The 21,573-nt window shown below is 57.4% G+C and carries 19 protein-coding genes; 11 read left to right on the top strand and 8 right to left on the bottom strand.

What is annotated here, in order from left to right; all coding sequences use genetic code 11:
* Nucleotides 1-2: 2 nt before the first annotated feature.
* On the bottom strand, nt 3-2,612 hold the full coding sequence (gene mprF, locus AC2FND_RS04450) for a bifunctional lysylphosphatidylglycerol flippase/synthetase MprF (RefSeq protein ID WP_496768162.1): 2,610 nt from the start codon (nt 2,610-2,612) through the stop codon (nt 3-5).
* Nucleotides 2,613-2,725: 113 nt separating this feature from the next.
* On the bottom strand, nt 2,726-3,154 hold the full coding sequence (locus AC2FND_RS04445; RefSeq protein WP_209504154.1) for an Lrp/AsnC family transcriptional regulator: 429 nt from the start codon (nt 3,152-3,154) through the stop codon (nt 2,726-2,728).
* A gap of 87 nt (nt 3,155-3,241) precedes the next feature.
* On the opposite strand from AC2FND_RS04445, the gene rocF reads away from it, so the two are divergent.
* From rocF to ocd, 3 genes are read left to right on the top strand one after another with little or no spacing between them, the layout of a single operon-like run.
* Complete coding sequence (gene rocF / locus AC2FND_RS04440; protein WP_496768161.1) at nt 3,242-4,162, top strand: arginase; 921 nt, start codon at nt 3,242-3,244, stop codon at nt 4,160-4,162.
* Nucleotides 4,162-5,082: a citrulline utilization hydrolase CtlX gene (ctlX, locus tag AC2FND_RS04435; protein WP_496768159.1), complete on the top strand. Its 921-nt coding sequence runs from the start codon at nt 4,162-4,164 to the stop codon at nt 5,080-5,082. Before rocF ends, ctlX begins: the two co-directional genes overlap by 1 nt.
* Nucleotides 5,083-5,091: 9 nt before the next feature.
* Entirely contained in the window at nt 5,092-6,132 is a 1,041-nt protein-coding gene (gene ocd / locus AC2FND_RS04430; protein WP_496768157.1) for an ornithine cyclodeaminase, read from the top strand.
* 139 nt (nt 6,133-6,271) lie between these two features.
* Here ocd and AC2FND_RS04425 read toward each other — a convergent pair whose 3' ends face one another.
* Genes AC2FND_RS04425 through AC2FND_RS04415 form a run of 3 tightly spaced genes read right to left on the bottom strand, consistent with a single transcriptional unit; the run spans nt 6,272 to nt 9,381 of the window.
* On the bottom strand, nt 6,272-7,675 hold the full coding sequence (locus tag AC2FND_RS04425) for a TRAP transporter large permease (RefSeq protein WP_209595979.1): 1,404 nt from the start codon (nt 7,673-7,675) through the stop codon (nt 6,272-6,274).
* Between the two features lie 3 nt (nt 7,676-7,678).
* Nucleotides 7,679-8,308: a TRAP transporter small permease gene (locus AC2FND_RS04420; protein WP_480565119.1), complete on the bottom strand. Its 630-nt coding sequence runs from the start codon at nt 8,306-8,308 to the stop codon at nt 7,679-7,681.
* Nucleotides 8,309-8,364: 56 nt separating this feature from the next.
* The gene (locus AC2FND_RS04415; RefSeq protein ID WP_496768189.1) at nt 8,365-9,381 is read right to left on the bottom strand and encodes a C4-dicarboxylate TRAP transporter substrate-binding protein; all 1,017 of its coding nucleotides are present in this window, start codon (nt 9,379-9,381) and stop codon (nt 8,365-8,367) included.
* 430 nt (nt 9,382-9,811) lie between these two features.
* On the opposite strand from AC2FND_RS04415, the gene acs reads away from it, so the two are divergent.
* The 8 genes from acs to AC2FND_RS04375 all read left to right on the top strand — a co-directional run bounded on the left by acs (nt 9,812) and on the right by AC2FND_RS04375 (nt 19,216).
* Nucleotides 9,812-11,776: an acetate--CoA ligase gene (gene acs / locus AC2FND_RS04410; RefSeq protein WP_209504160.1), complete on the top strand. Its 1,965-nt coding sequence runs from the start codon at nt 9,812-9,814 to the stop codon at nt 11,774-11,776.
* A gap of 7 nt (nt 11,777-11,783) precedes the next feature.
* The gene (locus AC2FND_RS04405) at nt 11,784-12,467 is read left to right on the top strand and encodes an adenylate kinase (protein WP_496768156.1); all 684 of its coding nucleotides are present in this window, start codon (nt 11,784-11,786) and stop codon (nt 12,465-12,467) included.
* Nucleotides 12,468-12,647: 180 nt separating this feature from the next.
* A complete protein-coding gene (locus tag AC2FND_RS04400) occupies nt 12,648-12,932 on the top strand; it encodes a DUF4212 domain-containing protein (RefSeq protein ID WP_209504901.1) in 285 nt (94 codons plus the stop codon).
* A 15-nt stretch (nt 12,933-12,947) separates the two neighbouring features.
* The gene (locus AC2FND_RS04395; protein WP_480481301.1) at nt 12,948-14,732 is read left to right on the top strand and encodes a sodium:solute symporter family protein; all 1,785 of its coding nucleotides are present in this window, start codon (nt 12,948-12,950) and stop codon (nt 14,730-14,732) included.
* Nucleotides 14,733-14,840: 108 nt separating this feature from the next.
* Nucleotides 14,841-16,664 (top strand): DUF294 nucleotidyltransferase-like domain-containing protein, encoded by a 1,824-nt coding sequence (locus AC2FND_RS04390; RefSeq protein ID WP_496768154.1) that lies wholly within the window; start codon nt 14,841-14,843, stop codon nt 16,662-16,664.
* A gap of 27 nt (nt 16,665-16,691) precedes the next feature.
* Complete coding sequence (locus tag AC2FND_RS04385; protein ID WP_480481305.1) at nt 16,692-17,210, top strand: hypothetical protein; 519 nt, start codon at nt 16,692-16,694, stop codon at nt 17,208-17,210.
* Between the two features lie 2 nt (nt 17,211-17,212).
* Nucleotides 17,213-18,625, top strand: coding sequence for a 3'-5' exonuclease (locus tag AC2FND_RS04380; protein ID WP_496768152.1), 1,413 nt, complete (start codon nt 17,213-17,215; stop codon nt 18,623-18,625).
* A gap of 90 nt (nt 18,626-18,715) precedes the next feature.
* Nucleotides 18,716-19,216, top strand: a complete 501-nt coding sequence (locus AC2FND_RS04375; protein WP_496768151.1) for a flavin reductase family protein — start codon at nt 18,716-18,718, stop codon at nt 19,214-19,216.
* Here AC2FND_RS04375 and AC2FND_RS04370 read toward each other — a convergent pair.
* From AC2FND_RS04370 to AC2FND_RS04360, 3 genes are read right to left on the bottom strand one after another with little or no spacing between them, the layout of a single operon-like run.
* Nucleotides 19,213-19,692 (bottom strand): DUF6505 family protein, encoded by a 480-nt coding sequence (locus AC2FND_RS04370; protein WP_480920403.1) that lies wholly within the window; start codon nt 19,690-19,692, stop codon nt 19,213-19,215. The two genes, AC2FND_RS04375 and AC2FND_RS04370, sit on opposite strands and share 4 nt — an antisense overlap.
* On the bottom strand, nt 19,689-20,387 hold the full coding sequence (locus AC2FND_RS04365; RefSeq protein WP_209504168.1) for a biotin/lipoate--protein ligase family protein: 699 nt from the start codon (nt 20,385-20,387) through the stop codon (nt 19,689-19,691). The genes AC2FND_RS04370 and AC2FND_RS04365 overlap by 4 nt, the downstream gene beginning before the upstream one ends.
* Nucleotides 20,384-21,445, bottom strand: a complete 1,062-nt coding sequence (locus AC2FND_RS04360) for an Mrp/NBP35 family ATP-binding protein (protein ID WP_496768149.1) — start codon at nt 21,443-21,445, stop codon at nt 20,384-20,386. The genes AC2FND_RS04365 and AC2FND_RS04360 overlap by 4 nt, the downstream gene beginning before the upstream one ends.
* Between the last annotated feature and the right edge of the window lie 128 nt (nt 21,446-21,573).

Below are 21,573 nucleotides of genomic sequence, written 5' to 3'. Positions count from 1 at the left end.
TGCTACTTGGTTAACCCGCGCAACCCGCCCGAGATCAGGATATTGACCTCATAGAGGATGCGGGGCGCGGCCAGCCCGCCGGGGCTGGCCAGATAATTCGGGCTCCATTCCGGATCGAACTTCTGCTTGAACGCACGAAGACCCTCAAAATGGTAGAACTGTTCGCCATGTTCGTAAACGAACCCTCCGATCCGGTTCCAAAGCGAGGCAAGCTGACGGTTCTCAATCCCTGAGAACGGTGCGGCACCCAGTGAAAACCAGTGAAACCCCTGCTGCGCGCCCCAATCCATCATGTCGGCGAAAAGAGCGTCCATGACGAAACTTGGGCTATCGGGTTCATAACGCATAAGGTCCAGTGACAGCTCGGACTTGTTCCCTCCTTGGAACAGATTGGCAAAGGCCATGACCTTGCCGGTATTGCCATCACGCAGGATCGCATGATCGAAATAGGACAGGTATTGATCATCAAATCCCCCCAGTGCAAAGCCCTTCTCTGCACCGGCCTTTTGCGCAAGCCAGCGGTCTGAAATCCCACGCAAGTCTGGCAACAGAGGCGCCAGTTCTTCCTTCGGAATGATCTCGAACACATATCCTTCGCGTTCAGCACGGTTCTTGGCCTGCCGGAACCGCTTGCGCGACTTTCCGTCCAGCGAGAAGTCGTGCAATGACACCCGCGCAACCTCGCCAATCTTCAGGATCGACAGTCCAAGATCCAGAAAAGTCGGCAGATATTTGGTCGAGACACTGTAGAACGCGCAGAGTTTACCTTCGCGATCCGCCATTTCCCGAAGTTGCCAGATCAGTTGCTGCCCGGCCCTCTCGTCACCAACCGGTTCTCCTTTTGAAATCAGCGCATTGCCCGTGTCGGCGTAGGCAATAAACGCGGTCTCATCCGGTGAGATCAGGAATTGCTTGTCGCCGGTAAGCGAGATCTGGGATTCCGTATCCTCACTCTCCATCACCAGCTGCTCCACAACCTCTGGGATTTCAACCCGCTGCGGTGTCGGTATCTCACGCCCGAACAGAGAGTTCACGGCAACAATGCCCACGATCACGGCCACAACAAGGCCGGACCGCAGAAAGCGCGAAGCGTCACCGTTCCAGGCAAATTGCCACCACAGATCGTTTTGGTATTCGACATGCGAATATGCAAACAGCCCGATCCAGAAAATCACCGCCAGCAGAACCACGACACTGATCAGCCATGGGATGTTCAGCCTAAATATCGACGCGCCGCTGACTCGGTAGAACGCGCCACGAAACATAGCCAGCAGACCAATCGTTCCCAGCATTGAAAGCGCTTCGTGGATGTCGAGCCCCTTTGCAAGCGAAGCAAAGAACCCTGCCCCCATCAGCACCATCGCAACGATCCATGCCCGGTAGAGCTTGCGGAACAACCCGCGCGAAACCAGCAACAGCAATACGCCTACGACGCTGCCTGCAAGATGCGAAGCCTCGACAAATGATAGGGGAAGCAGATCCTTCAGCGTGCCGAGCTTTTGCGCCCCCGCTGGCAAAGCGCCCGACACCAGCAAGATCACTCCGGCCGCCGCGGCAACCCCGGCCGCGACCATCGGAACCATGGGACGGATCACGCGATAGACCCAGATGGCGGCACCACCAATCATGTGTCTTTGCGTCAAGGCAGATGCAACGGCAATGGAAAGGCTGGCGACTGCAAATGGCAGAAAAGTATAAACCACCCGGTACAGCAGCAACGCAGCAATCACATCCGAACGGCCCGACGCCCCCAGACCGGCAATCAATGTCGCCTCAAACACGCCGATCCCACCCGGCGCATGGCTTAGAATCCCAACGGCAATGGCAGCGATATAGATCGTGAAGAAGTACGGGTACCCGACACCCAGATCATCCGGCATCAAAACGTAAAGCACCATGGATGCGCCAAATAGGTCGCCAATGGCAGCCAACGTCAGCAGGCCCGCCAGTTTCCCGCCGGGCAGATCGAAACCGACGCCTGCAACAGCCAACCGCCGGCCACCGCTGGACAACCATATGAACATCGCGACAAATGCAGCCAGCAAGCACAATCCTATGATGGTTTCGGCCGTTTCGCTGACGGGCATCACCTTGGATATTCCATCCGGGTGCAGGGTCAGCAACAAACCCAAAATCAGGATCAGACCCATCCAGAACGCCACCCACGAGGTCGCGATTACGCCAGCCACCCGGCCAAGGTCCAAGCCAAGCGACGCATATATACGATACCGGATCGCAGTTCCTGTAATGTAGGAAAACCCAAGGCAGTTCGAAACCGCGTATCCGCTGGCTCCGGCCATCCCCGCGACAGGTAACGGCACCTTCCCGTCCGCCACGCTTTGTACCGCGAACACATCATAAAGCGACAGCGACAAAAAGCTAAACGCTGTCCAGCACACCGCAAAAAACATCAGTTTCCATGATGTCGCCGAAATATCGGTCTGGACATCCGACCATTTCACATGGGCCGACAGATCGTGCAAAACCGAAAGGGCAATCCCGGTAATAACGACCGGTAACGCGATGCGCAGCCAAGGTTTTTCCAGCAGGGCAACAAGTCGTTCGACCCATTGTCCGGCTAAAGGCTCGTCGCCCTTTTCAGATGTCGTCATGCCGTAAGCCTTCCGGATATACTGACCCCTTAGACGGCAAGCGACCTACCTTAGGGTAAACCGCACCCTGTCTGCTCACAAACTCTGGCACAATTCGCATTCATCTCAAAGCACTAGAGCCGCCCCTTGCGCGTTGACAGCAGCAGGTTCGTTTCCGAACGTGTAACACCGTCAATCTTGCGAATTTGAAACAAAACCTCGTCCAGTTCAGCCAGAGTTTCTGTACTGATTTCCGCAATCAAATCCCAACTGCCGTTGGTCGAATGGACCGCTGTGACCTGCCGCATGGCTCCAATCCGGGACATCACGCGCTCGGTGCCGCGCCCCTCGATTTCCAGCATCATCAGCCCACGTACCGGGCTTTGCGCCAGATCCCGACGCGTCAACACGGTAAAACCGACGATCTCACCGGATTGCTTGAGCCGTTGCAAACGGCTGCGCACCGTCGTGCGGGTCACACCAAGCGTTTCCGACAGCTCTGACAGGCTGGCGCGCGCGTCGCGCTGCAACGCGCCCAGCAGACGACTATCCAATTCGTCCATACCTCTTTCCCATTAAGGAACTTCCTGAACCATTTTGAGCATTTTGTGCTCTTCACGCAAGACACAGTGACGGCCTAAATGAACCACATGAAACGCAAAAAAATCATTTTAGTCGGCGCGCCGATGGACGCCGGAAAACGGCGTCAGGGTTGCCGAATGGGTCCTGATGCATATCGCGTGGCTGGGCTGGATCAGGCCTTGACCGAACTTGGTCACTCGGTTTGCGATTGGGGCAACGTACAACCTGAAGAAACCGCCTTGCCTGAGCATCCGCACCTGTTCGCGCTGCCCGAATGCATCGGTTGGACACAAGCGCTGAGCAAGGCCGCATTAACAGCGGCTGAACAGGGCATTCCAATCTTCATGGGCGGCGATCATGCATTATCCATGGGAACCGTGACCGGGATGGCCGCCTATGCTGCTAAGGTCGACCGCCCGCTGTTCGTTCTATGGTTGGATGCGCATAGTGACTTTCACACCCCCGACAGCACAGACAGCGGCAACCTGCATGGGACACCCGTCGCTTATTTTACTGGAAGGCCAGGCTTCGAGGCGCTTCCACCCTTACCCGCTATCGTGCCAACGGACCGCGTCAGTATGATCGGCCTGCGCTCTGTCGATCCGGCGGAACGTTCTGCGCTGGAACAGAACCGCGCGATGCTGGCCGACATGCGCAGCATTGACGAACATGGGATCAAGGCCCCGTTGCTGGCGTTTCTGGATCGCGTCAAAGCTGAAGACGCCCTTCTTCACGTCTCGTTGGATGTTGATTTCCTGGACCCGGCCATTGCCCCTGCCGTCGGCACCACTGTTCCTGGCGGCGCGACCGAGCGCGAAGCCCATCTGGTCATGGAACTGCTGCATGAAAGCGGACTGGTCAGTTCTCTGGATCTAGTCGAACTGAACCCGTTTCTGGATGAACGTGGCCGCACGGCAAAGCTGATGGTCGATCTGGCCGCTTCACTTATGGGCCGCCGCATCTTTGACCGCCCCACCCGGAGTTTCTGATGCTATCGCTACAAGCACCATCTGCCGCGGTAATGATCCGGCCACATGCTTTTGCCTCCAACCCGGAAACACGCGATGACAACGCGTTTCAAACGCTGAGTATCACGTCTGACGAAACCACGTCGGAAGCTGCAAGAGATGAGCATGACCAGGCAGTTCAACGCCTGCGCGACACAGGAATCACTGTTCACGTATTTGATGATTTTGGCGATCTCGACACACCCGACAGCGTTTTCCCGAACAATTGGTTTTCCACACATCCTGGTGGTCACATAGCAGTTTACCCGATGTTCGTGCCATCTCGCCGACGCGAGCGGCGAACCGATGTAATCGAACTGCTCAAACACGAGTATCGCGTGCAGGATGTCATAGACTATTCCGGGCTGGAACAAGACAACCTTGCGCTGGAAGGGACCGGTGCGATGGTGTTGGACCACATTGCCCGCATCGCGTATACGGTCACGTCAAATCGCGCCGACCCGGTCTTGCTGGAACGGTTCTGCACGCATTTCAACTATGAACCAATTGCCTTTCAGGCCCGTGACGCAAAAGGCAGGGACGTTTATCATACCAACGTATTGATGGGGATCGGCACTCATTACGCCTTAATCTGCCTCGACATGATATCGGACCCCGACCGCCGCATGACTATTCGCAATCGGTTAGAGGAATCCGGTCGAACCGTGATTGATCTGACTCATGACCAAATCGCCGAGTTTGCGGGGAATGCAATTGAGTTGAAGGGACGCGATGGATTGGTGCTGGCCTTGTCGAGCCGAGCGTTAGGCGCCCTAACCCCTGATCAAATCAAAATAATCCAAGCCAGTGCAACGCCTTTGCCACTGTCCGTCCCAACAATTGAAACTGCTGGTGGGTCAGTGCGCTGCATGATTGCAGGCGTCCACCTTGCCCGCCGATAGGAGAGTACGATGCAACCTTCTGACAAGGCACTCGTGCCTTTTGTGTCCGTCGACAACATGATGCGGCTGGTTCACCACATCGGTGTTGAACAGATGATTGTTCAGATCGCCAATCAGATCGAATCCGATTTCAAACGGTGGGAGAGCTTTGACAAGACACCCCGTATCCCGGCGCATTCTCCCCACGGTGTGATTGAATTGATGCCCACCTCGGATGGTGAGGCATATGGGTTCAAATACGTGAACGGCCATCCCAAAAACACCTCAGAGGGGCTGCAAACAGTGACCGCATTCGGATTGCTGGCGGATGTATACACTGGGTACCCCACCCTGCTGACCGAAATGACGATGCTGACGGCGTTGCGCACGGCGGCAACGTCTGCTCTGGTCGGGCGCTATCTTGCCCCAAAGAATGCCACCACCATGTCCATGATCGGCAATGGGGCGCAGTCCGAGTTTCAATGCCTCGCTTTCAAGGCAATGTGCGGGATCGACACTGTCCGGCTTTATGACACCGATCCTGGTGCAACAGCGAAATGCACCGCAAACCTGCAAGGCAAAGGCCTGACGGTCATCCCATGCAAGGCGCCGGAAGACGCTATTGAAGGCGCTCAGATCATCACCACCTGCACGGCCGACAAGAAATACGCCACCATCCTCACCGACAACATGGTCGGCCCCGGCGTCCACATCAACGCCATCGGTGGCGATTGTCCCGGCAAGACTGAATTGCATCGCGATATCCTGCTACGCTCAGACATCTTCGTCGAATACCCTGAGCAAACCCGGATCGAGGGCGAGATTCAGGCGCTGGATGCCGATCATCCCGTGACCGAGATGTGGCAGGTTATGACCGGTGCCGCCAAAGGGCGCACCGACGACCGCCAAATCACCCTGTTCGACAGCGTTGGCTTCGCGATCGAAGATTTCTCAGCCCTGCGCTATGTCAAGCAGGTGATCGAAGGCACTGCGTTCTTTGAGCCTCTGGACATGTTGGCCGACCCGGACGATCCGCGCGACCTGTTCGGAATGCTGATGCGGGCCGGTTAGGCGCGCCTAAGGAGGCTCTGCCCCCGCCGCCCGTGCCGGGCGCCTCCCCCGGGATATTTATTGGCCAGATGAAGCAGGGGATCCGTTCTTCATCTGGCTTTAAATATCCCGGAGCGCGAGGCAGAGCCTCGCATCCTACCTACCCCGCAAGCGATGGCAGGTAGAGTACAATACCAGGGAAAGCCACGAGCATTGCTATGGTCAGCGCGTCGGCCACGAAAAAGGGTGTCACACCCCTGAAAACATCCTGAACACTCAAATCCGGTCGCACCCCGGCGACGACAAAGCAGTTGAGTCCGATGGGCGGTGTGATCAGACAGAATTCGGCCATCTTGACTACCAGAATTCCGAACCAGATCGCGCACATAGGGCCGGACATGCCAAACGCACTGTCTGCGGCACTGACAGATTCACCACCGTTCAGCGCCATGACCGCCGGATAAACAACAGGTAAGGTCAAGAGCAGCATTCCAATCGCATCCATGAACATGCCCAACACGGCGTAGGCAAGAAGAATACAGATCAGGATCAACATGGGCGCCATCTCGAGCCCAGTTATCCAGTCAGAAAAGGCGCCGGGAAGGTCTGCGAACCCTAGAAACCGCACATAGATCAGAACGCCCCAGATGATCGAAAAGATCATCGCAGTAAGCTTGGCCGTCTCTAGCAACGCGGATTTGAACTCGCTCCAACGCATGCCGTGAAACAGCGCGAAGCAGAAGACAATGAAGGCGCCGATTGCGCCGCCTTCCGTCGGTGTGCCCCACGCTTTTTCACCAAACGGGTTATAGACAAAGCAGATGATAATCAGGATGACGGCGACAATAGGAATGGCTCCGGGAAGGGCCGAAAAGCGCTGTTTCCATGTAAAGCCTGTGACCGGAGGACCGACGGATTTAAATATCACAGCGATCCCGACAATCAGCACGGCATAGATGATCGCTGAAAACGCGCCCGGAATGAACCCCGCCAACAGCAGCTTCCCGACATCCTGCTCGACGATGATCGCGTAGATCACCAGAATAGCCGATGGTGGAATCAGTGATGCCAGCGTTCCTCCGGCGGCCACCACACCAGCAGCAAAGCGTTTGTTGTAGCCGACCTTCAGCATTTCCGGGATCGCGATGCGGGCGAAGACGGCAGAGGTGGCAACCGAGGCACCCGACACCGCGGCGAAACCAGCAGTGGCGAATACGGTTGAAACCGCCAACCCTCCGGGAACCCATGCGACCCAGCGTTTTGCAGCCTCGAACAATGCCCGCGTGAGACCTGCGTAGTAAGCCAGATACCCGATCAGGATAAAGGTCGGGATCAGGCTAAGAGTATGAGAGGCAACTTTGGAATGCGGCACTTGCCCGGCGGTTTTGACCGCAACAGTCAGCGCCTTTCCAAACCGCGCCGGATCATACCCAAACTTGGCCCAAAAAATCCAAATCAGCCCAATTAACCCGGCCAAACCCGCAGCAAAAGCCACGCGCATGCCGACCACGACAAAGACCAGAAGCCCGCCTGTGACCCAGAGGCCAATTTCTATCGTGTCCATAAATCAGTCCTGCCCTTCGAACTGTTCGGCCTCAGCCGCTGCTTGTGCTGCCGCGTCCTGAATCAACGGAACGGCCACCGGAGCTTCCAGTCCCAGCAAAAAAGCCCGGCCATATCCCCAGATCTGCAAGGCAAGCCGCAGGCACAGAACAGAAAACGCGATAGGGGCCAGTAGTTTGGCGGGCCACAGCGGAATTCCGATATCAATGGAACTGTCCCGACTCCACAATGGTGCGCCGAAATCAAAGGAGCGGTCGAAGTGAGACCAGCTGCCCCAAACCAACGCAAGCATCAGAAGCAGGATCAAAACTACCGAGATCAGTTCGAACAACCACAGCCCTCTGCCGTGAAGGCGCGACAGAACGATGTCCATTCGGATGTGGCCACCGTCGCGTTGAACATAAGAAATACCAAGAAATGCGATCAATGGCATCGCCTGTTCGATCCAGTCAACATATCCCGGCAATGGGGCATTCAGGGCATTGCGCCCACTGACCGAGATAACGGCCAGGACCATCAAGCCAAATACTGCCAAACCGCTGATGAGCGCCAGAAAACGCTCCAGTTTCAACAACTGCTGATCCAGCTGGCTCAAACGACTTCCGTCCACCAGCACTGTGGCCTGTCCTGCCATTCCAGTGTTCCCCAATATTCGTGTGCCGGGTGCCTGGCAGGCACCCGGATTCAGGATCAGTTGCCGCCGCGCTGTTGCGTCAGCGTCATCTGCACGAGATCATAAAGATCCTGCGCTGGCAGCCCCTGTGCTGTCATGTCCGCGATCCACTTTTCACGGATTGGATCGGCTGCCTTGGTGCGGAACTCCGCGATCACGGCATCGTCGATCATGACTTTCTGCACACCCTTTTCTTGGAGAACGCTGTCCCATTGCTCGAGCAATCCGCCATAATTCGCGAGGTAGTGCGCAATGGCCTCATCAATCGAGCTGTCCAGTGCCTCGCGATGCGCAGCCGGCAGAGCCTCGTAAGCGTCAATGTTGACCACGACCGGGCAGTTTACCGTTCCCGGGTTCAGGTTAGCCGTCCACCAGTCGGCTTCGTTGATCGTCCCGAAAGACAGATGTGCGTGCTGGGCAAAGGCCACGGTATCGACCACACCGGATTCCATTGCATTGAACGCTTCGGTTGCGGGAACTGATGTCGGAACGCCTCCGACTGCCTCGAAGGCTTGCCCCAAACCACCAGTGGCCCGGACCCGCATTCCTTCAAAATCAGCCAGCTCATCGCGCGGCTCGCCGGTGCCGACCAGATTATACTGTGGCATAGGTGAGGTCATGATGATGCGGGCGTTCCATTGGGCCATCTCATCCTTGACTGCGGGATGGTCATATACCGCATGGCTTACCGCCACCTCCTCCTGCAAGTTGTTCACGCCGAGAAAAGGCAACTCCAGAACGGTAATCGCGCGGTTTTTGTCGCGGTGGTAACCCGCACAGAACTGAGCCATCTCGAATGCGCCGATTTCAATACCGTCCAGATTTTCACGCGGCTTGGACAAACCGCCATAGCTGACATTGATGGTGAATTCGCCACCGGTTTTTTCACTGACAAGCTCGGCTAGTTTTTCAACATGTTCGGTGAAGGCTCGACGCTTGCCCCAGACCGATGCGTTCCATTCAGTAGCAAAAGCTTCGCCGACAAAGGCAAAGCTCAGGGCGGCGACGGCGGCGCCGCTCAACATGTTTTTCATCATTTGATCTCCCATTGATGCGCCTCCTCCCGAGGCGCTTGAGGATCAAGCTAGCGCCAACATTCTAATGTGCCAACCCTGCGCTGGTAATCCGCCGGCCTCGGAAGGAGTTCCCGCTTGGATTGCGCACGAAGAAAAACCAGATGTTCACGGACCGACACCCGCTTATGCCAAGCATCGCAGGCAGGAAATGTGTTACACATATCCGTTTATTTTAAATATGTTTTTACGGAATTTTCGAACTTTCTTTACTACGTGCGACCATAGTTAGAAATTTCTTTACAAATAAATTCAGGGATTCCGGCAATTTATTTATTTATTTTCAGAACTCGGTAATATTCGACCTCGGGGAGGAACGGGATCGACATTGCCGGACCAAGTGGCAAAAAATATCCCAACGAAATCCAGTCCAGAGGGAGGAGCCTCAAAAATGACCACCGCTGCCCAGGCAGATGCCAAGACCTATCCGCCATCCGCAGAAACCGTCGCACGTGCGCATGTTGATGCCGAAAAATATTCCGACATGTACGCCGCTTCGATCAGCGACCCCGACGCATTCTGGGGCGAGCAAGGCAAGCGCGTTGACTGGATCAAACCCTTCACCCAGGTCAAAGACGTTAACTACGATTTCGGTTCGGTTAAGATAAACTGGTATGCCGATGGCACCTTGAATGTTTCGGCCAACTGCCTGGATCGCCACCTGAAAACCCGCGGTGATCAAACGGCAATCATCTGGGAGCCGGACGATCCAAATGATCCGGCTCAGCACATCTCTTACGCAGAGTTGCACCGCCGCACTTGCCGCATGGCAAATGTCCTTGAATCTTTGGGGGTGCGCAAAGGCGACCGCGTCGTCATTTATCTGCCGATGATCCCCGAGGCTGCATATGCCATGCTGGCCTGTGCGCGGATCGGCGCAATTCACTCTATAGTTTTTGCAGGCTTCTCGCCGGACGCGTTGGCGGCCCGGATCAATGGCTGTGACGCCAAAGTCGTCATAACTGCGGACGAGGCTCCGCGCGGTGGTCGTAAAACGCCCCTGAAATCCAATGCCGACGCGGCGCTGCTGCACTGCAAGGATACCGTCAAGTGCCTTGTCGTAAAACGCACCGGTGGTCAGACCACCTGGATCGACGGTCGTGACTTTGATTACAACGAAATGGCCCTTGAGGCGGACGACTACTGCGCACCAGCCGAAATGAGCGCCGAAGATCCGCTGTTCATCCTATACACCTCTGGCTCGACCGGTCAGCCAAAAGGCGTTGTTCACACAACCGGCGGCTATCTGGTTTACGCCGCAATGACGCACGAGATCACCTTCGATTATCACGAAGGCGACGTGTATTGGTGTACTGCGGATGTGGGCTGGGTGACCGGCCACAGCTACATCGTCTATGGCCCGCTGGCCAACGGTGCGACGACGCTGATGTTTGAAGGTGTACCAACCTTCCCGGACGCCTCGCGTTTCTGGCAGGTCTGCGAAAAGCACAAGGTGAACCAGTTCTACACCGCGCCTACAGCGATCCGCGCCCTGATGGGTCAGGGCAAAGAGTTTGTCGAGAAATGCGACCTCAGCGATCTGCGCACTTTGGGAACCGTGGGTGAGCCGATCAACCCCGAAGCCTGGAACTGGTACAACGATGTCGTCGGCAAGGGCAAATGTCCCATCGTGGATACATGGTGGCAAACGGAAACCGGCGGTCACCTGATGACCCCCCTGCCCGGTGCCCATGCAATGAAACCCGGATCGGCAATGAAGCCGTTCTTTGGCATCGAACCGGTGGTGTTGGACCCGCAGTCCGGCGTCGAGATCGAAGGCAATGGTGTCGAGGGTGTGCTCTGCATCAAAGACAGCTGGCCGGGCCAGATGCGCACCGTCTGGGGCGATCATGAGCGGTTCGAAAAGACCTATTTCTCGGATTACAAAGGCTACTACTTCACTGGTGATGGCTGCCGTCGCGATGAAGATGGCGACTACTGGATCACCGGGCGCGTGGACGATGTGATCAACGTGTCGGGCCACCGTATGGGAACGGCCGAGGTGGAAAGCGCACTGGTTGCGCACGCCGCCGTGGCAGAAGCTGCTGTTGTCGGATATCCTCATGAAATCAAGGGGCAAGGCATTTATTGCTATGTCACTTTGATGAACGACCGTGAACCAAGCGAAGAGCTCCGCAAGGAGTTGCGCACCTGGGTCCGGACCGAGATCGGACCGATCGCCAGCCCCGATGTGATCCAGTGGGCCCCGGGCCTGCCCAAAACACGTTCGGGCAAGATCATGCGTCGCATCCTGCGCAAGATCGCCGAAAACGACTTCGGTTCGCTGGGTGACACTTCGACGCTGGCCGACCCGTCGGTGGTCGAAGACCTGATCGAAAACCGCGCGAACAAGTGAGGATGTGATGGAAGCTGCCACAATCACCACACCCGCAGTTCTTATCCTTCTCGGCCCTCCGGGCGCCGGGAAGGGCACGCAGGCCCGGATGCTGGAAGAAAAATTCGGACTTGTTCAACTCAGCACGGGTGACCTGCTGCGCGAAGCCGTTGCCGCAGGTACCGAAGCAGGCAAAACCGCCAAAGCCGTGATGGAAGCCGGTGATCTGGTCAGTGACGACATCGTCATTGCGATCCTGCGCGACCGTATGGCGCAACCAGATTGCGCCAAGGGTGTCATTCTGGATGGGTTCCCCCGCACAACGGTTCAGGCCGAGGCGCTGGATGGTCTGCTGGCGTCCAATGACCAAAAGATCAACGCAGCAATCAGCCTGGAAGTGGAAGATGCAGAAATGGTGATCCGCATCTCGGGCCGCTACACCTGCGCGGGCTGCGGTGAAGGGTACCACGACCAGTTTAAGAAGCCTGCCGAAGACGGTAAGTGCGACAAGTGCGGCAGCACCGAATTCAAGCGCCGCGCGGATGACAACGCTGAAACAGTGGCTTCGCGCCTGGCGGCTTATCACGCACAGACCGCGCCGTTGATCACCTACTACGACAGTCACGGTGTTCTGAAACGCATCAATGCTATGGGCAGGATCGAAGATATCGCAGGCGATCTCGAAGGGATCGTCAGCGACATAATGAGTTAAGGGGAGGAGAAAAGCCACAAGGCTTTGATCCTAAAAAGAATACTTCAAAAGACCGCCTTGGCGGACTGGTGGAGTTTTGCCTGTCACCACACGGTGTTGGGCATTGTCGAGAAGCGGACCGACGCACTGGAGGAGTTGGGCACCGGGCCGCCAAACGAGGAAGCGAAGGAGGAACCCGCAATGGCGGATCAATCTACAAACTCCGCGCAGGCAGCCGAAGCCGACAAGGGCTATTGGCAGGCCAACCTGCGCCTCATCTACATCAGCCTCGTAATCTGGGCGCTGGTGTCATTTGGATTCGGCATCCTGCTGCGTCCGCTGCTGTCGGGCATCGCCGTCGGCGGTACTGATCTGGGCTTTTGGTTCGCTCAGCAAGGATCGATCCTGGTCTTTCTGGTGCTGATCTTCAACTACGCCTGGCGCATGAACAAGCTGGACGCCGAACACGGCGTGGATGAAGAGTAAGGGAGAGCGGGGATAATGGATCAGTTTACCATCAACCTGCTGTTTGTCGGCGCATCCTTTGCGCTGTACATCGGCATCGCGATCTGGGCCCGCGCGGGTTCCACATCAGAGTTCTACGCCGCCGGTCGCGGCGTACACCCGGTCACCAACGGTATGGCGACAGCGGCAGACTGGATGTCTGCGGCCTCGTTCATCTCGATGGCGGGCCTGATTGCCTTTACCGGCTATGACAACTCGACCTTCCTGATGGGGTGGACGGGTGGCTACGTGCTGTTGGCCCTGCTGCTTGCGCCTTACCTGCGGAAGTTCGGCAAGTTCACCGTGTCGGAGTTCATCGGCGACCGCTTCTACAGCCAGACAGCACGCATCGTTGCGGTGATCTGTCTGATTGTTGCATCGGTGACCTACGTTATCGGTCAGATGACCGGTGTTGGGGTTGCCTTTGGCCGCTTCTTGGAAGTGTCGAACACCACCGGGCTGTTGATCGGTGCAGGCGTTGTGTTTGCCTACGCGGTGTTCGGAGGGATGAAGGGCGTGACCTATACACAGGTCGCTCAGTACTGCGTGCTGATCACCGCTTACACCATCCCTGCCATCTTTATCTCGCTACAGCTGACTGGCACTCCGATTCCGGCGCTGGGTCTGTTTGGCGACACTGCAAGCGGTGTACCGCTGCTGACCAAGCTGGACGGCATCGTGACAGAGCTGGGCTTCAACGAATACACGGCCCATCACTCGAACACGCTGAACATGGTGCTGTTCACCCTGTCGCTGATGATCGGTACTGCCGGTCTGCCGCACGTTATCATGCGCTTCTTCACCGTTCCCAAAGTTGCTGATGCACGCTGGTCGGCTGGCTGGGCGTTGGTCTTCATCGCGCTGCTGTATCTGACCGCTCCGGCTGTTGGCGCAATGGCCCGTCTGAACATCACCGACATGATGTGGCCCAATGGTGGCATCGAAGGTGGTGCCGTTACAGTCGAACAGATCGACAATGATGCTCGGTACGACTGGATGGCCACATGGCAGAAAACCGGTCTGCTGGATTGGGAAGACAAGAACGGCGACGGCAAGATTCAGTACTACAATGACAAGTCTGAATCGATGCAGGCGATTGCGGAACAAAAAGGCTGGGTCGGTAACGAACTGACCAAGTTCAACCGCGACATCCTGGTCCTGGCCAACCCCGAGATTGCCAACCTGCCCGGTTGGGTGATTGGTCTGGTCGCTGCCGGTGGTCTTGCGGCTGCTCTGTCGACTGCTGCGGGCCTGCTGCTGGCGATTTCGTCGGCCGTGTCTCACGACCTGATCAAGGGCGCAATCAACCCGCAGATCTCGGAAAAAGGCGAGCTTCTGTCGGCACGGATTGCGATGGCTGTGGCGATTGCTGTAGCGACCTGGCTGGGTCTGAATCCTCCGGGCTTTGCAGCACAGACTGTTGCTCTGGCCTTTGGTCTGGCGGCAGCCTCGATCTTCCCGGCACTGATGATGGGGATCTTCTCGACCCGCATCAACAACACCGGTGCTGTTGCAGGTATGCTGGCAGGTCTGGTCGTTACACTGGTCTACATCTTCCTGCACAAGGGATGGCTGTTCATTCCGGACACCAACTCGTTCACCGATGCCGATCCGTTGCTGGGTCCGATCCAGTCGACCTCGTTCGGCGCTGTCGGTGCCATGGTCAACTTCGCTGTCGCCTATGTTGTGGCTGGCATGACCAAGGAAACTCCGCAGGAGATCAAGGAACTGGTCGAAAGCGTTCGCATTCCCCGTGGTGCGGGTGCAGCTCAGAACAAGTGAGCATGATGCGGTCGTTGGCTCTTGCCTTCGACCGCGTCTTTCGATCCACTACTCCCGCCCGGCATACCACTGGGCGGGATTTTTTCACCAGAACATCGGAGACATCAGATGCCCCTGTCCCACGATGAAATCGCCCGGTTTCTGAAATCCGTTCATCCCTATGACGCGTTACCGGCTGATGCACTGGATCAGATCGTAAAACAGATCGAGGTCTGGGAAGTCGAGGAAGACACCTCAGTCTATGAACTGGGCCATGCGCTTCCCGGTGTGTTCGTGATCTATGAAGGACAGGTTGAAATCACCGATGAAAATGGTGCCGTTGTCTCTCAACTGGGCTTGCGCAATTCTTTTGGAGAGCGCGGGCTGCTGAAAGACGGCAAGGCAGCTACCAAGGCGCGTGCGCACACTCCGTCAGTCCTGATTGTTTTGCCACCGGATCTGGTGCGCGAGTTGATCGATGGTCACGATGTGGTCGCCAAATTCTTCGACCGGACACGCGGCGACCGCAGCAGCCCGCAAAGCCTTGCGACCAGTTCCATTGATATTCTGATGGCACATAACCCGGCCACCTGCCCCGCGGATACGCCAGTTCAGAAAGCGGCGCAGATCATGCGCGACAAGCACATCTCGTCGCTGTGCATCACGGACGGCGACACGTTGCAGGGCATCGCGACGCTGCGGGATATCTCGGGCAAATACGTTGCGGACGGCCTGCCTCCTTCCACGCCAATTTCCGAGATCATGACCGCGAACCCCGTCACCCTGTCACCCGGCGACATCGGTTCCGACGTTCTGCACATCATGATGGAACGCGGCATCGGCCACGTCCCGATTTCCGAGGGCGGTCGGCTGGTCGGTATTGTCACACAAACCGACCTGACACATTATCAGGCTGTGAACTCGGCCGAACTGGTGCGACGCATCGCGCAGGCAAATACCGCCGAAGATATGGCGCGGGTAACGGCAGAAATCCCACAGCTGCTGGTGCAACTGGTTGCAGGCGGGAACCGGCACGAAATCGTCACGCGCCTGATCACCGACATTGCTGACACGGTTACCCGGCGCCTTCTGGCCCTTGCCGAACAGAAACTGGGCCCGCCCCCTGTGCCGTATCTGTGGCTGGCCTGCGGCTCGCAAGGGCGGCAGGAGCAGACAGGCGTGTCGGATCAGGACAACTGCCTGATGTTGGATGACGGCGTGACCGATGCGGATATGGAATACTTTACAAAGCTGGCCAGGTTCGTGTCGGACGGGCTGGATACCTGTGGCTATTTCTATTGTCCCGGCGACATGATGGCGACCAATCCGCGCTGGTGTCAGCCGGTGCGTGTCTGGCGCGACTATTTCAAGGGATGGATCGCCAAACCGAACCCCGAAGCGCAGATGCTGGCATCAGTCATGTTTGACTTGCGCCCGATTGGCGGCGCGTTCGACCTGTTCGCCGACCTGCAGGCCGACACATTGGCCGCAGCTCGGGCCAATTCGATCTTTGTTGCGCATATGATCTCGAACTCGTTGAAACACACGCCGCCGCTGGGGTTGCTGCGTGGGTTTGCGACCATCCGGTCGGGCGAACATCGCAATACGCTGGATCTGAAACACAATGGTGTTGTTCCGGTAGTGGATCTGGCGCGGATCTACGCCTTGCAAGGCGAACTGCCCGAGGCCAATACCCGCGCCCGCCTGAAAGCGGCTGAGGCCAATGGCGTTCTCAGCGCGTCGGGCGCACACGATTTACTGGACGCCTATGATCTGATCGCCGAAACCCGGCTGGAACATCAGGTCCAACTGGTCAAATCGGGCAAGAAACCAGACAATTATCTGCCACCTTCCGATCTTTCGGACTTTGAGCGAAGTCATCTTCGTGACGCCTTCGTTGTGGTAAAAACGATGCAATCGGCGGTCGGCCACGGCAAGGGAATGCTGGGCTGACATGCATCTGAAGAACGGAGTGACACGATGTTTCTGGAATTGATCGGCACTGTTTTTGCGGGCTTCGCGTTTGCGGGCATCGTACTTGTGCTGAACAAGCTGACCGGAGGGCGGTTGCCCAAATGGGTTACTCCGGTCGCGGCGGGTTTGGGGATGATCGCTGTGACAATTTCCAGCGAATATTCCTGGTATGACCGTACGCGCGAACAGCTTCCCAAGGAGATGGCAATCGTGCAAGAGGTTGAAAGCCGCGCCCTCTACCGCCCGTGGACCTACGCCATGCCCTTCGTCGACCGCTTTGCCGCCATCGATACCGTGTCGGTGCGAACAAACGAAAACGTGCCAGATCAACGGCTTGTCGATCTTTACTTCTTCGGCCGCTGGGCCCCGGTTTCAAAACTGCCCGTGGCCGTAAACTGTGCCGAGAATCGTCGCGCCAACCTTGCGGACGGTGCTGAGTTTTCCGATGACGGACGTCTGCTGAATGCAGACTGGATATCTGCCGGGCCTGCCGACCCCATCATTGACGCCACCTGCGGGGTTTGACCATGCTCACAGGGTTAAGCCTCAGGCTCAGGATATTTCTGTTTTTCTGTCTGCTCGCGCTCGGCGGGATATCAATTAGTTCCGCCGCCCTGTGGATCACCTATGCCCGGGCCGCACAACCTGACCTGTTTGATGACTTCATCTTTGCCGAGGTTCTGATCGGGTTTGGGTTGCTGGCTTTGATCGCAGGTGTCTGGCTGTTGTTTGACGACAATGTCGCCAAGCCGATCGAACGGCTTTCAGCGCAACTGCGGGCCCGCGCTCATGCCGGTGTCAGCACCGATCTGGACATGCAGGCCGCGCGATACCTAGGCGATCTGGCCCCAGCAGCGGCCGGCCTGGCCGAGCAACTTGCCGCAAATGCCATGCACACGGCCGAGGCGGTGGCAGCCGAAACCGCTCATCTGGCGGCGGAAAAACAGCGCCTCACTGCCCTTCTGACCGAAATCCCGGTCGCCATGTTGCTGGCCAGTCCGAAACACCAAATCGTTTTGTATGACGGACAGGCGGCCGAGGTGCTGGCCCAGATCGCGCATCCCCGCCTGAACGCCTCGCTCTTCGAATACATCGAATCGACGGGGTTGACGGACGCGTATGGGAAGTTGTGCAAATCTGGTAAGGATGTCTTCTGCACCCTGACCAGCGTGGACGGCCGACAAACCTATTCGGCCCGCATGAAGCCACTGGGGGACGCACCCGGTTACATGCTGGTGTTCGAAGACAGCGTTGCCCGTATGTCGCCAGATGAGGCCCGCCCGTTGGTCTATGATTTTGAATTGCTGGACACGCCGGGTGACGGCGCGTTCGAAAACCGCTCTTTGCTGGATCTGTGTTTTGTGGTCTTCGACACGGAAACAACCGGCTTGCTGCCACACAAGGATGAGATCGTTCAAATCGGCGCGGTCCGCGTTGTGAAAGGCAAGATCGTCGCGGGCGAGCATCTGGACATGCTTGTTGATCCGGGTATTCCGATCCCTGCCGCCTCGACCCGCGTGCACAAGATCAGTGATCGCATGGTTCAGGGCGCGCCGGATATCGTCAAAGCCGGGCGTGTGTTTCACCAATTCTCACGCGATGCGGTGATCGTAGCCCATAACGCCCCGTTCGACATGGCGTTCCTGCGCCGCCATGCCATGCGTATGGAAGTCGAATGGGATCACCCGATACTCGACACTGTTCTGTTGTCGGCTGTTTTGTTCGGCGCGAGCGATACACATACACTGGACGCACTTTGTGAACGGCTGGACATCACTATCCCCGAGGCGCTGCGCCATACGGCATTGGGTGACGCAGTGGCAACAGCCGAGGCACTGGTCAAGATGCTGCCCATCCTGCAGGCCCGCGGGTTGAACACCTTTGGCGAAGTCATCGTCCAGACCCGCAAACACGGGCGTCTTCTGGAAGACCTGAATTAACGCTGAAATTTGCAAACGCCGTTCAGCTTTTCGTGGACAATCCGGGCCACGCATGGCACCTGATGCGCGGCCAAGGAACACGCGCGCGATATGACGGAAAAGATTTTCACACCGACCCCGGATCAAAGCCACGCCTTTCGTGAGGCGCTGGGATGTTTCGGAACGGGAGTCACCGTGATAACTGCGCAAACCGAAGACGGCCCGCGTGCAATCACCGTAAACTCGTTCGCGTCAGTGTCCCTGAATCCGCCGTTGGTGTTGTGGTGCCTGGCCAGAGAGTCAAACCGCTTCGACACTTTCAGCACCTGCACGCATTACTCGATCCACGTCATGGCTCAGGATCAACAGGATCAGGCGCTAAGATTTGCTCGTGACGGTGTCGATTTCACCCATGCCGAGTGGACGACGGACGAGGCTGATCGCCCGCAGCTGGCCAATTGCCTGGCACGGTTTGACTGCCGTTTGCATGCCCGGCACGAGGCCGGAGATCATCTGATCATTGTCGGTCATGTGGATCAGGTCATGTACCGCACCGGCAAGGGTCTGATCTTCAAGCGCGGTCAGTTCGGCGGGTTTGTCGACCCTTACTAGTCGTCCAGCGACCCATGCACCGCCAGAACCTCTAGCTGTGCGTCTTGCGGAGTGATCACACGAAAGGCTTCGTGCACTCCTGTCTCAGACAATTCTCTGGCGACGGTCAGCAGCGTGTTGGCGGCATGGTCTTCACACAGCTCTGACATGTGATCGATTTCGTTCTGTGCCACGATCAATGCCGCTTCGACCGAGGGCGCTCCGTAATACTGCACGAAATGTTCTGCCAGATTGCGGGTGATCTGATCCCTTTCAGCCGCTTCGATCTGGGTTACCGCCACAAACGTCACTCGGCCAAAGGTTTCCAGCCCCAGCCAGCCATTCGCAAAAGCCTGACGCGCCTTGCCTTCCAGATCTGCGCCGCTCCAGTTCGAAAACTCGAATCCGCCCGAAACGCACCATTCGCCGGTACGTGCCGGAGAATGGAACACGTTCATGTCGCTTTCATCGAAATGGATCGCGCGGGCCAGTTTCATCGTCCGTTCTCCAATAGTTCCGTCAGCGGGCGCAGACGGGTGTTGACCCCGTCGCGGATCAGCATTCCAAACCGCTCATCCGTACCAAGGAATACACCGCCATCGACCAGTGGCTCACCTACGCCACGCAGCAGGCCCATCCATTCGGCATGCAGGGGCGCGTTGCCATCCTCCTGCCAGCGGTTGAGCCAGGTCAGCATATGGCGTGACCAGCTTTCGACCAGTTGCGTGGCCGAAACCTCGGCACAGCCTTCATCATAAAGGGCTGTGACATCCGGCGTTTCGCCGGGCGCGGTGCTGGTTTGCATCAATGCGAGCTCCCAGCCGACAATCAACCAATCCGGTTCTTCTTCCGCGTTTTCACCGGAGGCCGAAACACGGAACACACCGCATTTCGCGCCATTCACACAGATCAGACCGTCCCACCCCAAATGCACCGCCACTTCGGGTGGGGCCAGAGCGCCCAGCGCATTCTGAAACCCAACAGCACAAAGCGGCAGCATCGCCATCGCGTCCCGAAGCGGCACCTCGGGCGCAAATACGATCGCAACGCGCAGGTAATCAGCATGAATGTTATGAACAACCGCCCCCGCATCGCAGCCCAGCGCCGCCATAGCCTGGGCGCGTTCAAACGGGTCTTCCCCACCCTGAACCGGGTGGCCCGTCAACAAAGGGGGAAAGACCGGTTGGCTCATGCGGTGCCTGTGGCGATCATGTCGCGGGCGATCTTGCGGAAAGCCTCGGCCTGAGGGCTGTCCGGTTTGCTGACCACAATAGGCGCGCCACCGTCTGCGGCGACACGAATGTCCAGATGTAACGGGATTTCACCCAGCAGTGGCACGCCCATCGCCTCGGCCTCGGACTTGACACCACCATGACCAAAGACGTGTTCTTCATGCCCACAGTTCGAGCAGATATGCGTGGACATGTTTTCGATCATCCCAACGATAGGTGTCTTGAGCTGATTGAACATGTCGATCCCTTTGCGGGCATCAATCAGCGCCACATCCTGCGGCGTCGAGACGACAATTGCGCCGTCCACTTGGAACTTCTGGCTCAGCGTCAGTTGCACGTCACCGGTGCCGGGCGGCAGGTCGACGATCAGCACGTCCAAGGCACCCCATTGCACCTGGCTCATCATCTGTTGCAACGCGCCCATCAGCATCGGACCCCGCCAGACAACCGCCTGCCCTTCATTGGTCATCAACCCCATCGACATCATGGTGACGCCGTGGTTGCGCAGCGGCAGGATAGTCTTGCCATCGGGGCTGGCCGGACGGCCCGAGACACCCAACATCCGAGGCTGCGACGGCCCGTAAACATCCGCGTCCAGCAAACCCACGCGCCGCCCTTCTGCGGCCAGTGCACAGGCCAGATTGGCCGACACGGTGGATTTGCCCACCCCCCCCTTGCCAGAGGCAACCGCGATGATCCGGTCAACACCGGGAACGGCCTGCGGTCCAGTTTGCGAGGGCTTGGGTTTCGGCTTCAGATCCGGCGGCGCCTTATCGGAATGCGCAGTCAACAGGGCCGATACATTTACGACGCCCTCAACCATCTGTGCGGCCTTTTCAGCTGTTGCGCGCACAGGTTCCATCTTTTCGGCATGCTTGGGATCGATCTCCAGGACAAAGCGAACGGTATCGCCCTCGACATTCAGCGCACGCACGATACCTGCACTGACAATGTCCTGACCTGAAACCGGATCGGTGATCTTTTTCAGGTTCGCCAGAACCGCGTCACGAACACTCATGCTGTTCTCTCCTTTATCTGTCCCGCCGACAGGGGCGTGCGTGCCGACATGTATTGGTCGCCGCTCATTGCATGTGTCTCCGTCTCTTTCTGTTCATTTGACGCGTAATGGCCTTCATAGTTAGGCTA

It is taken from the genome of Ruegeria sp. BHSB056, from assembly GCF_059613305.1.
Note: the sequence above shows the minus strand (reverse complement) of the source record. Positions and strands in the feature narration are given on the sequence as shown.

Coding starts and splice junctions, on each gene's coding strand:
- mprF (WP_496768162.1), bottom strand. CDS start 2,612: ATGACGACATCTGAAAAGGGCGACGAGCCTTTAGCCGGACAATGGGTC.
- AC2FND_RS04445 (WP_209504154.1), bottom strand. CDS start 3,154: ATGGACGAATTGGATAGTCGTCTGCTGGGCGCGTTGCAGCGCGACGCG.
- rocF (WP_496768161.1), top strand. CDS start 3,242: ATGAAACGCAAAAAAATCATTTTAGTCGGCGCGCCGATGGACGCCGGA.
- ctlX (WP_496768159.1), top strand. CDS start 4,162: ATGCTATCGCTACAAGCACCATCTGCCGCGGTAATGATCCGGCCACAT.
- ocd (WP_496768157.1), top strand. CDS start 5,092: ATGCAACCTTCTGACAAGGCACTCGTGCCTTTTGTGTCCGTCGACAAC.
- AC2FND_RS04425 (WP_209595979.1), bottom strand. CDS start 7,675: ATGGACACGATAGAAATTGGCCTCTGGGTCACAGGCGGGCTTCTGGTC.
- AC2FND_RS04420 (WP_480565119.1), bottom strand. CDS start 8,308: ATGGCAGGACAGGCCACAGTGCTGGTGGACGGAAGTCGTTTGAGCCAG.
- AC2FND_RS04415 (WP_496768189.1), bottom strand. CDS start 9,381: ATGAAAAACATGTTGAGCGGCGCCGCCGTCGCCGCCCTGAGCTTTGCC.
- acs (WP_209504160.1), top strand. CDS start 9,812: ATGACCACCGCTGCCCAGGCAGATGCCAAGACCTATCCGCCATCCGCA.
- AC2FND_RS04405 (WP_496768156.1), top strand. CDS start 11,784: ATGGAAGCTGCCACAATCACCACACCCGCAGTTCTTATCCTTCTCGGC.
- AC2FND_RS04400 (WP_209504901.1), top strand. CDS start 12,648: ATGGCGGATCAATCTACAAACTCCGCGCAGGCAGCCGAAGCCGACAAG.
- AC2FND_RS04395 (WP_480481301.1), top strand. CDS start 12,948: ATGGATCAGTTTACCATCAACCTGCTGTTTGTCGGCGCATCCTTTGCG.
- AC2FND_RS04390 (WP_496768154.1), top strand. CDS start 14,841: ATGCCCCTGTCCCACGATGAAATCGCCCGGTTTCTGAAATCCGTTCAT.
- AC2FND_RS04385 (WP_480481305.1), top strand. CDS start 16,692: ATGTTTCTGGAATTGATCGGCACTGTTTTTGCGGGCTTCGCGTTTGCG.
- AC2FND_RS04380 (WP_496768152.1), top strand. CDS start 17,213: ATGCTCACAGGGTTAAGCCTCAGGCTCAGGATATTTCTGTTTTTCTGT.
- AC2FND_RS04375 (WP_496768151.1), top strand. CDS start 18,716: ATGACGGAAAAGATTTTCACACCGACCCCGGATCAAAGCCACGCCTTT.
- AC2FND_RS04370 (WP_480920403.1), bottom strand. CDS start 19,692: ATGAAACTGGCCCGCGCGATCCATTTCGATGAAAGCGACATGAACGTG.
- AC2FND_RS04365 (WP_209504168.1), bottom strand. CDS start 20,387: ATGAGCCAACCGGTCTTTCCCCCTTTGTTGACGGGCCACCCGGTTCAG.
- AC2FND_RS04360 (WP_496768149.1), bottom strand. CDS start 21,445: ATGAGTGTTCGTGACGCGGTTCTGGCGAACCTGAAAAAGATCACCGAT.